Origin of the sequence: Companilactobacillus insicii (genome assembly GCF_003946015.1) — a bacterium.
GTDB classification, from domain to species: Bacteria; Bacillota; Bacilli; order Lactobacillales; family Lactobacillaceae; genus Companilactobacillus; species Companilactobacillus insicii.
In genome coordinates, this window is the sequence record NZ_RHNU01000030.1 from 14,742 (window position 1) to 28,597 (window position 13,856).

The following is a 13,856-nucleotide window of genomic DNA, read 5'->3' on the forward strand; positions in this document are numbered from 1 at the left end:
ATATTTTCGGAATTGATGGTCTTTTATTAATTACCTGACCAAATGTCTGAGCGGTTCTTTCTCCAACTGTTCTCTTTTCCTTAGGTGTCATTTGGGTATTATTTTTGTTTACCTTTTTTTTAGGTTTAGATTTCTTTTTTGATATTTTAGCTATTTTTGTATTTTCTGTATTCTGCGTTGATTAATTATTGTTAACAATATAAGTTCCGGCTATCCCAATTACAACCAAAATAAATAACCAAAACCACCGGTGTCGATAGAAAGCTTTATTCGCCATGTTTTTTTACTCGCATGACGTGGTCTGCGTGTTCTAAAGTTTCATTAATTACATCTAGAATATGTGGGTCATTTAGCTTGTAATAGTTGGACTTTCCAATTTTTTTGGAACTCACTAATTGATATTGTCGCAATAGTGCCAATTGATGGGATACGGCCGATTGTTCAATATCCAACAGAGAGACAATCTCGCTAACATTCATTTCTTTTTGTTCCAAAATATTAAGCATTTGCAATCTAATCGGGTTATTTAATATTTTCATGATCTTTTGAGATTCTTCTAATAGCTTTGGTTCAATTAATTTAATTTTTTTCAAAAATAAATCCTCCTACATATGTTGAATCTTTCATATGATGATGTTATCATATTAAAAGATTTGAAACGAGGTATGAATAAATGATAAAAGCAATTTTAACTGGTATAACAGCATATATATCTACCAGTATAGACTATTTGATAATTTTAATGGTTATCTTCGGATCAACTAAATCCAATCAAAAGTGGTTAGTTTATGTTGGTGATATTCTTGGAACTTCTGTCTTAGTAATAACTAGTTTAATTATGGCCTTTGTATTAGGTTTTGTTCCAGAAGATTGGATGCTAGGATTACTTGGATTGATACCAATAATCATGGGAATAAAGCTGTTACTATTTGGTGAGAGTGACGATGATGATGTGGTAGAAAATGGTATGAAAAAGCGTTCAAGCGTTGTACTTAACGTTGCTTTAATTACTATTGCCACATGTGGTGCTGATAATATTGGTATTTATGTGCCAATATTTGTTCAATCAAAGTTTAGCAGTTTAATCGTAATATTAATTACATTTTTCTTCATGTTGACATTATTTTGTTATATTGGTTATTTGCTGGTTAGAATTCCCAAAGTGGCTGATATATTAGAAAAATGGGGAAGATATATTACATCTATTGTTTATATTGGTATTGGTGTATTTATCCTTATCGAAAGCGGCACTTTTACACATATATTTTAGAAGTATACATATTTGCCAAATATGAAAAAGTTCGTTATTATCGTAGAGAACATCTTGGGGATGTTCTGGATTCGACATGTGTGATAGCGTGTAGGCTGCACTTCGGTTTTCGTGTTCCGTAAAAACACACAGTTTATTATAACTGCAAAAAATAATAATTCTTACGCACTAGCTGCCTAAAAACAGTCTAGTCGTGATCCGTCTAACTTTGCTCAAGGGTTAGAGCCGGGTCTCAAATTAATTGAGCTACGTTTGATTTGTCCAGCCTGAACAAGTTAAAAAGAGATTAATCGGGGTTAGCCGCTGTGGCTAGCCAGGTTGTGCGGCGTTCATAGTGGCGAAATTCTAAATAGTACAACTATGAGTGTAGAAGCTTACATAGCATTATGCTTGGACAGGGGTTCGATTCCCCTCATCTCCATAAAAAGAAGCTCAATTCCTTGTTATCCTGGAATTGGGCTTCTTTTTTATAATAATGTATTTTCAGCATGTTATTATATTAATAGTAGAAGGAATATGAGGGCGAGTATATGAGATTTATAGGAAGTAAAGCTAGATTATTAGACCAAATTGATAAATTGCTTACAAAGCATTTAAACGGTTCCGAGAAGAGTTTTGCAGATATCTTTTCGGGATCAAATGTTGTTAGTGAGTATTTTAAGTCAAGATATTCAATTATAACTAATGACTTGCTTTACTTTTCGTACGCTCTTGCAAAGGGTGAAATCGTACTAAATAGTCAACCTGATTTTACAGGCTTATTTAAATTTGGAATTCATAATCCATTTAACTATTTTAATCAATATGATATATCAAACTATAAAGGAGACTTTATAACTAAAAACTATTCTGAAGCTGGCAAGGATAAGCGAATGTATTTTACAATTGCGAATGCTAAAAGAATAGATTTTATTAGAACAACGATTCAGAAGTGGCGAAATAATAACGATATTACGGATAATGAATATTTTTATTTGTTAGCTTGTCTGATTGAAGCAGTTCCATATGTTTCTAATACTACTGGCACTTATGGAGCCTATTTAAAGAACTTTAATGACAAGCGTGCCAATAAACCACTTAAATTAGAACCCAAGCAGATTCATAATAATAAGCGGCAGAATCATGCCTACAATGAGGATGCTAATGAATTGGTGAAGAAAATTCACGGCGACATTGTTTATATTGACACACCCTATAATGTTAGACAATACGGTTCTAATTACCATCTTTTAGAAACCATTGCTAGGTTTGATAACCCAAAAATTCACGGTGTGAGTGGAGTTCGGGATTATAAGGATCTTAAGTCCGAATATTCTTCTAAAAATAATGCTAAAGATACGATGAAGGATTTGCTAAATAACTTACAATTTACACATGTGTTATTAAGTTATTCTACAGATGGAATTATTCCTGAAGACGAGCTGACCGAGATGATTAATGAGGTCGCTGTTGACGGAAGTGTTGAAATTGTTAGGATCCCATTTAAAAAATATAATTCCAAAGTTTCAACCAATAAGAATCAACTTTGTGAGTTACTTTATTATTTCAGTACTAAGCACCAAGAGGATAATGATCTATTACAAATTCAATCTGTTAAAATTTCTGAGAATGAACCAAATTATATTAAGAGCCCGTTGAATTACGTTGGTGGTAAGTATAAATTGCTGTCGCAATTGATTCCTGAATTTCCTAATAATATTGATACAATGGTCGATTTATTCAGTGGCGGAGCTAATGTGGGTATAAATGTTAAAGCCAATAAATATTATTTTAACGATATTAACGACCGTGTTATTGATATGTTCAAATACTTTCAAACACATGATTTTGAAGATATATTAACTAAAATCAATTCTCAAATTGATAAGTATCATATGAGTAAGGAAAACGAGAAGGGATTTCTTCGTTTAAGGGATGACTATAATGAGCATCCAAATCCATTAGATTTATACATTTTGTCATCGTTTAGTTTTAACTATCAAATTCGATTCAATCAAGACATGAAGTATAACAATCCATTTGGACGTAAGCGTAGCCGCTTTTCAAACAATATGCGCGAAAACTTACGTGAATTTGTATCTAAACTTCACCAAATTGATGCGACTTTTACATCGGACTATTTTAGTGACTTCGATACATCCAAACTAACAAGAGACTCGTTAGTTTATGTTGATCCTCCATATTTGATTAGTGATGGTACTTACAATGATGGTAATCGTGGATTTGGGAGTTGGACTCAGAAACAAGAGAATGACTTGTATGATTTTTTGGATTCATTAAATGATCGTAATATTAAATTTGCTATGTCAAATGTCTTTAGACATAAGGGATATGTTAATCGTGCCGTGATTGATTGGGCCATAAAATATAATATCCGCCATTTAAATGCTAATTATTCTACATCGTCTTACCATCCTAACTTGTTAGGAACAGATGAAGTATTAATAACTAATTATTAATACAGTTTGTATGTGCTTAATAAATGCTAAATACTTCTATACTTGTTAGACTTATATTGACATAACAAATGTGGAGGTATTTTTGATGAATAAACCTTTTTATAAGAAGCAATGGTTTTGGTTAACGATAATAGCCATGTTCTTCGTAATTACTGCAACGGCTTATGTAGTTGAGAATACGTATGAAGATAAGGCTGATGAAGAAAATCAAGAAAGATTATTTAATAAATCATCTAATAGTAATACTTCCACAATAGATAAATTTAATTCAATTAAGTTAGGAGCAGGTGGGAGTGATCGTAAAGCCGTAGATCGAAAATTTGGTAAGGCGGTCTATATTAGTAATTCTGAAGATGAAGAAAATTCCACTATGACTTGGAATAATATCAAAGGATTAGACGATGACGTTAGTATAGATATTACCTTTGAACAAGGGATAGCAGTTGCCAAATCTATCAAGGGACTGGATATTGATAGAAAGAACGATCTTACAATGAAAGATTATAATCGTGTCAAAAATAATGATAGTTATGAACAAGTTATAAATACTCTTGGAAATCCGGATAACTATTCAGAAAAAAATGGAAATATGACACTTATTTATACTTCTGATGTCGAGGATAAAAAGGATGATGAAGCTACTTATATAAAAGTTGTTTTAAACAATAATAAGGTAACTAGTAAAAGTCAGGTAAATGTTCAATAAAAAAGAGGCCTATTGGCCTATACTCTAAAACATGTTTTGGAGCATAGGTCACTGGACCTCTTTTTATTATTATTCTGTTAGTAACTTATCTTCTATAACAGTACAAAACTTAATAGCTATACTTGAAATTGCGACAGACATAACTGCTAGGAAGAATGACAATAGACCAGTTAACGCAATATTTCCTAAGCAGACGATACCATCAATAATAAATAAGCTGATGTATTTATCAATCCCAAAATTTTTATGAATGATCATAGGCGGAACAGTCGTACCACCACTGGACATGTCCAGTGTGTATAAAACCGCTAGTCCGATTCCAAACGTAATGCTTCCAATAATGATTGCCAAAATTTTGTTACCAGGAACAAGATTATAGACTGGTGTTATGAATAGTAGGATTGGAAGTAGAAAACTACCAAAAGTTAACTTAATGGTAGTAACTTTGTCCAAATGGAAGTAAGAGAAGATCAACATAATTATATTAATAATGAAAACTGATAAAGACGTAGGAATTGCCCACCCTTCATATAGTAGAATTGCTATACCGGTGGCACCACCTGCGGCGACCTTGTTTGGTTCGAAAAACATATTCAAACTAAACGCAATTAGCTCTAATGCAAGTACCATTATTAGTATTTTAAGGTAAAACTTATGTTTTTTATTCTGCATAGCTAATAGTATATCATAATATATGAATTAAGACAATTACCTTAAGTGTTTTCATAAATTTTAAAAGACTGTCATATCAAGGATTATAAAGATTTTTGTTGCAGAAGTATTACTAAGATTACAAAAGTCGACCAAAATGTAACTCTGAGGTGGTGGCTATGTAACATAGGGCTGTTAGTATAGCACCATAGCAATGAGAGCTAAACAATCTAAATATAAGGATGTAATTAAATTTATGAAAAAAGTATTATCTATCGCATTAGCAAGTACAATCGTATTAACAGCATTAGGAGCAACAACAGCAAATACTGTTGATGCTGCTACTACAGTTGACAGTACACACGTTACAGTAGAAAAAGGTGATACATACAAGAGTATCGCTGCTGAGAATAACACAACAATTTCAGCATTAGAACAAGCAAACGGTAGAACAGTTGGTGGATTTGACTTGATTTATCCAGGTGAAACAATCACATTACCATCAGCTACATCGAATACAACTACACAAGCAACTACATCAGCTACAACAAATTCATCAGCTGAAGCAACTAATACTACATCAACACAATCAAATACAAGTTCAGCTACTACAGGTACTTCACAAGGAACATTCAAGATCAGTTTCTACGATCCAGCTGTATTAGGTTCAAATATGGGTTACAGCGGTGTTGCTGCTAACTTATCAGTATTCCCTAAGGGTACACAATTGAAGATTACATTGGCTGACGGTACCGTAATGTACAGAACAGTTAATGATACAGGTACATTTGCTAACTCTAATTCACAACAATTAGATGTCGCTATGCCAAGTTCATCAATTCCTTCATATGGTGTAACATCAGCTACTGTTGAAGTTATTTAATAATTCGAATTTTATGAGTCGCTCACTGTGGCGGCTTTTTTGTTTTCATTAAAATCATTCTTTCATTTTCTAATAAAAATATTTGTATATCTTTCTGCTAGAAATTATATTATATTTATCAAATAATAAATGTAATTAAAGGAACGCTGATATATCACTATATTGGATGCGTTATAACGACCAAATAGAAAAAAATACTTTTCAAATCAAAAAAACTGGTTATAATAAAGTCATGGATTTGGAAATGAAAAGATTAAAAAACAAGTAAAGAAAATTAATTTTATCTGTTGACATTCTTGTTTTCAAATTGTATTATCATTTCAACGATTAATAACAAATAACTATTTCAAACAATTTGATCAGGGGAAGTAGTTCAATATCCAAAGTACAGAAAGCCTCAGTAGCTGAGAAGGGGACGCGGACTTGAACGAAAATGACCTGTGATTGGTGCGCTGAGTCCTAACGGATAAAGAGGCAATGGTTGGTACCCTTTACAGTACACGCGTATGGAGTTAATATTCCGTACGTTGTAGAGGGGGTAAGTGTAAGTTTATCCTAAATTAGAATGGTACAGCGATGAGTCGCTTCTAAAAATGAACAATTAATGTTCGTCTTTAGAAGCGACTTTTTTTTGTTTCAAATAATTATTTGTTAAAAATCAAAAGAATAAAGTATTTAAGGTGGGGAATTATTATGAAACAATTCAAGAAAATAACCAAAATTTTATTATTGGCCTGTACAGCGCTATTTATTTTTGTACTAGCTGGTTGTGGAAGTCAGAGTAAAGAAACAACCGTTAAAGTTGGGATTAATCCAACCGATGCTCCAATTTGGAAAGTTGTTAAATCCAAAGTTAAAAAAGAAGGAATTAATCTAAAAATCACTGAATTCAGTGATTATAATCAACCTAATACAGCTTTATCACAAGGCGAATTAGACATCAATGCATATCAACACAAGTACTTCTTGGATGCATGGAATAAAGCACATCATACGGATATTGTTCCTATTGGCAACACTGTTATTCAACCAATGTCAATTTATTCAAACAAGATCAAAAAATTAGATGATTTGACAAGTGGATCTAAAGTTGCACTTCCAAATGACGCATCTAATGAGAGTAGAGCTCTTGTTTTACTTGAAAATGCAGGACTCATTAAACTTGATAACAAAACAAAGCTTGCAACAGTTAAAAATGTTTCAGAGAACAAATTAAACTTGAAGTTCACATTGCTTGATGCCGCACAAACAGCTCGTTCATTAGATGATGTAACGATTGCCGTTGTTAATGGTAACTTTGCTAGTGACGCTAAGTTGAAACCATCATCAGCACTCTATACAGAAAAGATCAATGAAAGTACAAAGCCATGGATCAACTTTATCGCAGCAAACAAGAAAGACAAGGATAACAAGACATACAAGAAAGTTGTTAAAGCTTTCCAAACAAAAGAAGTTGCTAAAGAAATTAAAAAAGTTTACGGTGGCGCAGCTGTACCAGCTTGGAATGTTAATTTGAAATAATATTATAGAAATAAAAATCAGGGGGAATTCATATGTCAAAGCTAACAGATCCATTAATTCAAGAATCGATCGAAGAACTGAAGCAATACATTGCTTTACCATCAGTATCAGCAAAACATCAATCAATTGATGAGACGGCCGAATTCCTCAAGAAGTTGTTAAGTGACTTCGGAGCTAATGCAACTATTTGGAATGATTATAAGCATCCAGTTGTATTTGCAGAAGCCAAACCTGAGAAGCCAAGTAATACAACAATTCTTATCTATAACCATTATGATGTTCAACCTGAAGAACCTATAGAACTATGGAATTCAGATCCATTTAAACTAAAGATTACAGATGATAAGTTCATTGGCCGTGGTGCCTCAGATTGTAAATCAGATTTGATTAGTCGTATCACAGCACTAAAAATTTATCGCCAAGAACATGGTGATTTACCATGTAATATCAAATTCTTAATTGAGGGTGAAGAAGAAGTCGCTAGTGAACATTTAGTTGAGTATTTGAAAAAGTATGGTGATAAATTAAGCAGTGATTTGATTATATGGGAATCAGGTAGTAAAAATGAACATGAACAATTTACTATTACTGGTGGTAATAAGGGAATCTTATGCTTTGAACTTTCGGCCTTGTCAGCTGATATTGATCTTCATTCCTCAATGGCAGCGGTAGTTGATAGTGCAACTTGGAGGCTGACTAAGGCAATTGATGCTCTACGTGATGCAGATGGTACCATCAAAGTTCCGGGTTTCTATAATGATGTTATCGAACCAAGTGACCGTGAGAAAGAATTAGTTGCTAAAACAATTGAACCTGATTTAGAAGGAAAATGGGGACTAAAAGTTCCACTATTGAAAAATGAATCTGTAAATTATAATTTAACATTCAAACCAACAGTTAATATAGAAGGAATTAGCAGTGGCTGGGAAGGCGAAGGTGTAAAAACCGTTACTCCTAAGGCCGCTGTGGCTAAGCTAGAATTTAGATTAGTACCGGATCAGGATCCAAAAGATATATTTGAGAAATTAACAAAGTATTTAGAGTCACAGGGATTTACTGATGTATCAGTTAAATATTTATTAGGTGAAAAAGGATATCGTTGGGATCTTGATAGTCCGATTGTTAATACTTTGATTCAAACCGCACAAGGTTTCTATGGTGGCGAGGACAAAGTTGAGGCATTACCATCAAGTCCTGGAACAGGTCCAATGTACGTAGTTAATAAATATGCACAAGCCCCAATCGTATCAATTGGTGTTGGTTATGCCAAAGGTGGAGCACATGCACCTAACGAAAACATTCGTATCAAAGATTATTTGGACTTTATCGATTTCTTCGATGAATTTTTAGCCAAAGTAAATAAGGAGTAATTATGGTAGAAAAGAGCGGGATAGTACAATTAAAGAATATTGACGTTACCTTTCATAATGAAGGCAAGACAATTGAAGCGGTAAAAGATGTTTCAATAAATGTTCAAAAGGGTGATGTTTTCGGAGTAATTGGATATTCTGGAGCCGGTAAAAGTACACTTGTACGTGTTATCAACTTGTTACAGAAGCCGACTGCTGGTGAGGTAATTGTCAATAATCAAAAACTAACAGAGTTAAGCGCTAAAGATTTGCGCAAAGCACGAAAAAATATTGGGATGATTTTCCAACACTTTAATTTAATGAGATCTTTAACAGTTTTTGGGAATGTCGAATTTCCATTACGTGATTCTAAACTTACTAAACAAGAACGTAAGGATAAGGTAGATAAGCTACTTAATTTAGTGGGATTAACAGATCGGGCTAATAATTATCCTTCACAATTATCAGGTGGTCAAAAACAACGTGTAGCTATTGCACGTGCGTTAGCTAGTGATCCAGAAATACTAATATCTGATGAAGCTACTAGTGCTTTGGATCCTAAGACAACTACTGAGATATTGAGTTTGTTAGGAAGACTAAATAAGGAACTTGGTATTACGATTGTCATTATTACTCACGAGATGGATGCCATTAAGCAGATTTGTAATAGAGTTGCTGTTATGGAAGAAGGTAAGTTAATTGAAGAGGGTGATTTGTTAACAATCTTCGCTAATCCTAAGAAGAAGTTGACAAAGGACTTTGTTAATACATCTACTCAGATTAGTAATGTATTGGATGAGGTTAAGGAAAGTGGCATCATCGATACTATTTCGGGTCATTTAGTTGAATTGAACTTCATGGGAGATGTTACTAATGAGCCTATCATTATTGAATTGTATAAACGATTTAATATTGAAGCTAACATCTTATTTAGTAATATTGAAAGACTACAAGGTACAACGGTTGGTATCATGTTGTTCGATCTTGAAGGTGAACAAAACAAGATTGATAAAGCAATTCAATATTTAACCGATTTGAAAGTAAATGTTAAAGAGATTGATTTAACAGAAAGTGAGGGTAAATAATTTATGACACATTTTTTGAATACATACTTACCCAATGTTGTAGCAAATTGGGAGGGTGACAATGGATTCGTTGTTGCCATTCAACAAACTTTGTATATGACATTTGTTAGTGCAATTTTTGCGGGTGTTATTGGTATTATCCTAGGTATCTTGTTAGTTATAACTACAGATGATGGAATTACACCGCATAAGGCGTTTTATACAACTCTTGATAAGTTAGTTAATTTATTCCGTTCCATACCATTTATTATCTTACTTGCCGTTATTGGACCATTTACCAAATTGATTGTTGGACAGACAATTGGACCTACTGGTGCTTTAGTTCCGTTAGTTATTGGTACGGCACCATTCTTCGCTAGACAAGTTCAATTGGCTTTAGTGGAAGTTGATAAAGGTGTTATTGAAGCAGCTGAAGCTATGGGATTGTCGCCGATTCAAATAATCTTTAGAGTTTATCTGAAGGAAGGCCTCCCAGAACTCATTCGCTCGGGAACTTTAACAACAATTAGTTTGATTGGTTTGACTGCCATGGCTGGTGCCGTTGGTGGTGGTGGCCTTGGTAATATGGCTATTTCTGTTGGTTATCAACGATTCCAAAATGATGTTACCATTGTATCTATGCTTTTGATCTTAGTTCTGGTTTTTGTTATCCAAGGCCTTGGAGATTTTGCTGTTAGAAAACTAGAACACTAATTCGGATTCCATTTAAGTATTATAAATATTTAAACAATATGATCAGGGGAAGTAACTTGATAGTTGTGCAAAGAAAGCCTCAATATGATGAGAAGAGGACGCAATTACTTGTGAAAATGACCTGTGATTGGTACACCGAGTCGTTAAGATTAGGATGTAATGGTTGGTATCCATTATCATACTGGGATAGTGCATTCTGCACTACCTAGTGAGGTGGCAAGTATAAACTTGTTACGAATTAGAATGGTACCGCGAATAGTCGCTTCTATAATTTAGAAGCGGCTTTTTGTTTACAAAAAAATGGAGGATTGTAGAGATATGAATAAAAAAATTAAGGGTATATTAGCGATTTTATTTACAACATTATCAATTTTTGTATTAGCAGGATGTGGAAAGAATGCTTCTGCATCTGGTAAGGTAACAACAGTAAAAATTGGTATTACTGGATCAGATAATCGTATCTGGAATGCAGTTGGTAAAAAACTTGAAAAACAAAATATCAAAATTAAGTTAGTTGAATTTTCAGATTATAGTCAACCCAATACGGCTCTAGATCAAGGACAAGTTGATTTGAATGCTTTCCAAACAGTGTACTTCATGGATAATTGGAATAAGACTCATCACACTAATATTGTTGGAATTGGTGATACTGCAATTGCACCAATGGCATTATATTCAAAGAAAATCACTAAGTTAAGTGAACTAAAAGAAGGCGATGAAATTGCCGTTCCTAATGATGCGACGAATGAAGGACGTGCATTAGATTTACTTCAAAGTGCAGGATTGATTAAGTTAAATAAGGACAAATTACCAACTAAGAAATCTATTATCGAAAATAAATTAAACTTAAAGATTTCAGAATTAGATGCAGCACAAACAGCACGTTCATTAGGTGATGTAACTGCCTCAGTAGTTAATAGTGGTGTTGCAAGTGATGCTAAACTAAATCCTAAAAAAGCAGTTTATGTTGAAAAGGTAACCAAGGAATCAAAACCATATGTCAATGTTATCTCAGCTAATAAGAAAGATAAGGACAATGCTACATATAAGAAGATTGTTAAAGCATATCAATCAGAAGATGTCGCCAAACTATACAAGAAATATTACGGAGATTCAGAGAAACCAGCTTGGAATTATAAAATTCTTCAATAATGATTAGGCCGAAAGGCCTTTTTTTAATTTGACAAAGTGAATGAATTGTAATAATATTCATTCATTGATAAAAATGGTGGTGCAATATGGAGAATAAAGAACAACGATTGTTTGACTCTGCACACGAATTATTTTTGAAGCAAGGGTTTAAGGAGACTAATATTGCTAGTATCGCCCAACATGCTGGCGTTGCAGTTGGAACCTTCTATCGATATTTTGATTCTAAAGAAGATATTTTTGTGAAAATTTATAATATTGAAAACGAGAATGTCAAACGTAAAATATTGTCAGAAGTAGATATGGATCAGTTACCGAATAAATTAATTAGTGAAATACTACAAAAAATACTTTTATATACTAATGACAACCACATTCTTAAAGAATGGTTTAATAATTCAAAAATAAATTCAATTCTAGTCAAAGAAAATAGTAATGCAATCGAGAATAGTGTTATTTATGCTACTTTGAATAAGTTAATTGATAAGTGGATGGATAAAGGTTTATTAAGAGATGGTTTTGATAAAAAGCGCATTATTAGTATGTTTAATGCTTTAGCCATATTAGATATTCATCAATCGGAAATAGTAACAGACGATTATTTTCAGCTATTGAATGATTTAATATCAGGAATTTTGAAAGTTTGCTTAAAGTAGCTCATTAAAGTGAGTTATTTTTTTAAAATTGCAGTGAATGAATTAAATATATATTCATTCACGTTAGGAGAGACAAATAAATGAAAAGAATTTTAGTGGTGTGTGTGTTCGTAATAGCTATCTGTGTAGTCATTGCTTTATCAGGGATTTCTATACTCAATACATCTGATAAAAGATTAAATGTTAATGAAATGTCTATTAGTAAATTAAAAGATAAGACAATAAATATAGATGATTTGAAAAAGATTGATGTAAAAATCAGATCAGCAAAAATAATTGTTAAAAAATCTAATTCCAATTCGGTTTCGTTAAAGAATATTTCTTTGAATGACTACGAAATTAGTAGTCATTCTGGTAGATTAAGGATCTCACAAAAAGAAAATGAAAAACATAAACTTGAGATAGGTAAATCTACAATTATCGTAATAAATGTAAAAAATGATTTAAATTCTATTGATATAAACCAATTGAACGGAACTTTGCAGTTCAATAATATTGTTGTTAATCGTATGAGTATTAATCATTCAAATGGCTCGACTATTTCTGATGGATTAAGACTTGTTGATAATGGGTCTATTAAAAAGAAAAACGGCAAAGTTGAATTAAATAATTTAATCGTTGATGGTTTGAGTGTATCGGTAAAAAATGGATCATTTAAGCTTAATGGAAAAAAAGAGAAAAATAATTATGATGATAATAAACATAATCAGTTACTTATAAAAAATGACAACGGTCAAATTATGGTTAACAAAAAATAGTATTACAAAAGTGTAAGTTACTTGTAAGTATTTTGAATGTACTTAAATGGTGCAATATCTTATTATATAAATAAAGATAAGGGGGAGTTACTTATGCATATACCAATTAAACGTTCAAGTGATAATAAAATCTTAGCTGGTGTTGTTGGCGGTTTAGCCGAACGATTCAACTGGAATCCAGCTGTTGCGAGGATATTGTGGGTTATCATAAGCCTCACACCAGTATCAGGTATTATTGCCTATTTAGTATTGTGGTTATTAATGGAGAATCCAGAATAATATACGGAGGGTGAAAATAATGCATATACCAGTTAAACGTTCAAGAACAAATCAAGTAATCGGAGGAGTTATAGGTGGCTTCTGTGAAAAATATGGTTGGGATCCAGCCATCGGCCGAGTATTATATGTGGTCGTATCATTAACACCGGCATTTCCCGGCATCATTGTTTATTTAATTCTATGGTTATTAATGGAACAACCTGATTAAAAAGTAAAGGGACTGTAATTTTTCTTTAAGGTTCTTTTTCAAATTGGGTACAGAATCGAATATAAAAAGGGCTAGATATTTTTTCTTGGTATAAATCCAGAAAAATATGGTTCTATACTTTCTGGTATTGATGAATAATCAATACCAGTTTTTTTATTCCCTTTTAACACAAAAAGAACATCACTGTTC

15 protein-coding genes and 1 other RNA gene are annotated in these 13,856 nt (G+C 32.7%); 14 read left to right on the forward strand and 2 right to left on the reverse strand.

The window, feature by feature from the left end; all coding sequences use genetic code 11:
* Positions 1-266: 266 nt before the first annotated feature.
* On the reverse strand, positions 267-539 hold the full coding sequence (locus EKM79_RS09505) for an ArsR/SmtB family transcription factor (protein ID WP_125568207.1): 273 nt from the start codon (positions 537-539) through the stop codon (positions 267-269).
* A gap of 134 nt (positions 540-673) precedes the next feature.
* Here EKM79_RS09505 and EKM79_RS09510 point away from each other — a divergent pair, with 134 nt between their 5' ends.
* The 4 genes from EKM79_RS09510 to EKM79_RS09525 all read left to right on the forward strand — a co-directional run bounded on the left by EKM79_RS09510 (position 674) and on the right by EKM79_RS09525 (position 4,435).
* Positions 674-1,270, forward strand: coding sequence for a cadmium resistance transporter (locus EKM79_RS09510; RefSeq protein ID WP_125568182.1), 597 nt, complete (start codon positions 674-676; stop codon positions 1,268-1,270).
* Positions 1,271-1,326: 56 nt separating this feature from the next.
* Positions 1,327-1,694, forward strand: a transfer-messenger RNA (tmRNA) gene (gene ssrA, locus EKM79_RS09515).
* A 106-nt stretch (positions 1,695-1,800) separates the two neighbouring features.
* Positions 1,801-3,729 (forward strand): Dam family site-specific DNA-(adenine-N6)-methyltransferase, encoded by a 1,929-nt coding sequence (locus EKM79_RS09520; RefSeq protein ID WP_125568184.1) that lies wholly within the window; start codon positions 1,801-1,803, stop codon positions 3,727-3,729.
* A gap of 85 nt (positions 3,730-3,814) precedes the next feature.
* Complete coding sequence (locus tag EKM79_RS09525; RefSeq protein ID WP_125568186.1) at positions 3,815-4,435, forward strand: DUF3862 domain-containing protein; 621 nt, start codon at positions 3,815-3,817, stop codon at positions 4,433-4,435.
* 69 nt (positions 4,436-4,504) lie between these two features.
* On the opposite strand, the gene EKM79_RS09530 is transcribed toward EKM79_RS09525, so the two are convergent.
* A complete protein-coding gene (locus tag EKM79_RS09530) occupies positions 4,505-5,065 on the reverse strand; it encodes a YitT family protein (RefSeq protein ID WP_164506060.1) in 561 nt (186 codons plus the stop codon).
* Between the two features lie 277 nt (positions 5,066-5,342).
* Here EKM79_RS09530 and EKM79_RS09535 point away from each other — a divergent pair, with 277 nt between their 5' ends.
* The 10 genes from EKM79_RS09535 (at position 5,343) to EKM79_RS09580 (ending at position 13,667) form a co-directional block, all read left to right on the forward strand.
* Complete coding sequence (locus EKM79_RS09535) at positions 5,343-5,969, forward strand: LysM peptidoglycan-binding domain-containing protein (protein ID WP_125568209.1); 627 nt, start codon at positions 5,343-5,345, stop codon at positions 5,967-5,969.
* Positions 5,970-6,662: 693 nt separating this feature from the next.
* Entirely contained in the window at positions 6,663-7,490 is an 828-nt protein-coding gene (locus EKM79_RS09540) for a MetQ/NlpA family ABC transporter substrate-binding protein (protein ID WP_125568190.1), read from the forward strand.
* Between the two features lie 32 nt (positions 7,491-7,522).
* Positions 7,523-8,860, forward strand: coding sequence for a M20/M25/M40 family metallo-hydrolase (locus EKM79_RS09545; protein ID WP_125568192.1), 1,338 nt, complete (start codon positions 7,523-7,525; stop codon positions 8,858-8,860).
* A gap of 2 nt (positions 8,861-8,862) precedes the next feature.
* Positions 8,863-9,924 carry a methionine ABC transporter ATP-binding protein gene (locus EKM79_RS09550; protein WP_125568194.1) on the forward strand — a complete coding sequence of 354 codons (1,062 nt, stop codon included), beginning with the start codon at positions 8,863-8,865 and terminating at the stop codon, positions 9,922-9,924.
* Between the two features lie 3 nt (positions 9,925-9,927).
* Complete coding sequence (locus EKM79_RS09555) at positions 9,928-10,617, forward strand: methionine ABC transporter permease (protein WP_125568196.1); 690 nt, start codon at positions 9,928-9,930, stop codon at positions 10,615-10,617.
* Between the two features lie 330 nt (positions 10,618-10,947).
* Positions 10,948-11,769, forward strand: a complete 822-nt coding sequence (locus EKM79_RS09560; RefSeq protein WP_425454030.1) for a MetQ/NlpA family ABC transporter substrate-binding protein — start codon at positions 10,948-10,950, stop codon at positions 11,767-11,769.
* An 86-nt stretch (positions 11,770-11,855) separates the two neighbouring features.
* Positions 11,856-12,422, forward strand: coding sequence for a TetR/AcrR family transcriptional regulator (locus EKM79_RS09565; protein WP_125568200.1), 567 nt, complete (start codon positions 11,856-11,858; stop codon positions 12,420-12,422).
* A gap of 80 nt (positions 12,423-12,502) precedes the next feature.
* Complete coding sequence (locus EKM79_RS09570) at positions 12,503-13,180, forward strand: hypothetical protein (RefSeq protein WP_125568202.1); 678 nt, start codon at positions 12,503-12,505, stop codon at positions 13,178-13,180.
* A 93-nt stretch (positions 13,181-13,273) separates the two neighbouring features.
* Entirely contained in the window at positions 13,274-13,459 is a 186-nt protein-coding gene (locus EKM79_RS09575; RefSeq protein ID WP_125568203.1) for a PspC domain-containing protein, read from the forward strand.
* Positions 13,460-13,478: 19 nt separating this feature from the next.
* Entirely contained in the window at positions 13,479-13,667 is a 189-nt protein-coding gene (locus EKM79_RS09580; protein WP_125568205.1) for a PspC domain-containing protein, read from the forward strand.
* The last annotated feature ends 189 nt before the right edge of the window (positions 13,668-13,856 follow it).

Bases quoted from the DNA above. Each gene is read 5' to 3' on its own strand.
- EKM79_RS09530 (WP_164506060.1), bottom strand. From the start codon at position 5,065: ATGGTACTTGCATTAGAGCTAATTGCGTTTAGTTTGAATATGTTTTTC.
- EKM79_RS09570 (WP_125568202.1), top strand. From the start codon at position 12,503: ATGAAAAGAATTTTAGTGGTGTGTGTGTTCGTAATAGCTATCTGTGTA.
- EKM79_RS09575 (WP_125568203.1), top strand. From the start codon at position 13,274: ATGCATATACCAATTAAACGTTCAAGTGATAATAAAATCTTAGCTGGT.
- EKM79_RS09550 (WP_125568194.1), top strand. From the start codon at position 8,863: ATGGTAGAAAAGAGCGGGATAGTACAATTAAAGAATATTGACGTTACC.
- EKM79_RS09545 (WP_125568192.1), top strand. From the start codon at position 7,523: ATGTCAAAGCTAACAGATCCATTAATTCAAGAATCGATCGAAGAACTG.
- EKM79_RS09535 (WP_125568209.1), top strand. From the start codon at position 5,343: ATGAAAAAAGTATTATCTATCGCATTAGCAAGTACAATCGTATTAACA.
- EKM79_RS09540 (WP_125568190.1), top strand. From the start codon at position 6,663: ATGAAACAATTCAAGAAAATAACCAAAATTTTATTATTGGCCTGTACA.
- EKM79_RS09580 (WP_125568205.1), top strand. From the start codon at position 13,479: ATGCATATACCAGTTAAACGTTCAAGAACAAATCAAGTAATCGGAGGA.
- EKM79_RS09565 (WP_125568200.1), top strand. From the start codon at position 11,856: ATGGAGAATAAAGAACAACGATTGTTTGACTCTGCACACGAATTATTT.
- EKM79_RS09505 (WP_125568207.1), bottom strand. From the start codon at position 539: ATGAAAATATTAAATAACCCGATTAGATTGCAAATGCTTAATATTTTG.
- EKM79_RS09555 (WP_125568196.1), top strand. From the start codon at position 9,928: ATGACACATTTTTTGAATACATACTTACCCAATGTTGTAGCAAATTGG.
- EKM79_RS09525 (WP_125568186.1), top strand. From the start codon at position 3,815: ATGAATAAACCTTTTTATAAGAAGCAATGGTTTTGGTTAACGATAATA.
- EKM79_RS09520 (WP_125568184.1), top strand. From the start codon at position 1,801: ATGAGATTTATAGGAAGTAAAGCTAGATTATTAGACCAAATTGATAAA.
- EKM79_RS09510 (WP_125568182.1), top strand. From the start codon at position 674: ATGATAAAAGCAATTTTAACTGGTATAACAGCATATATATCTACCAGT.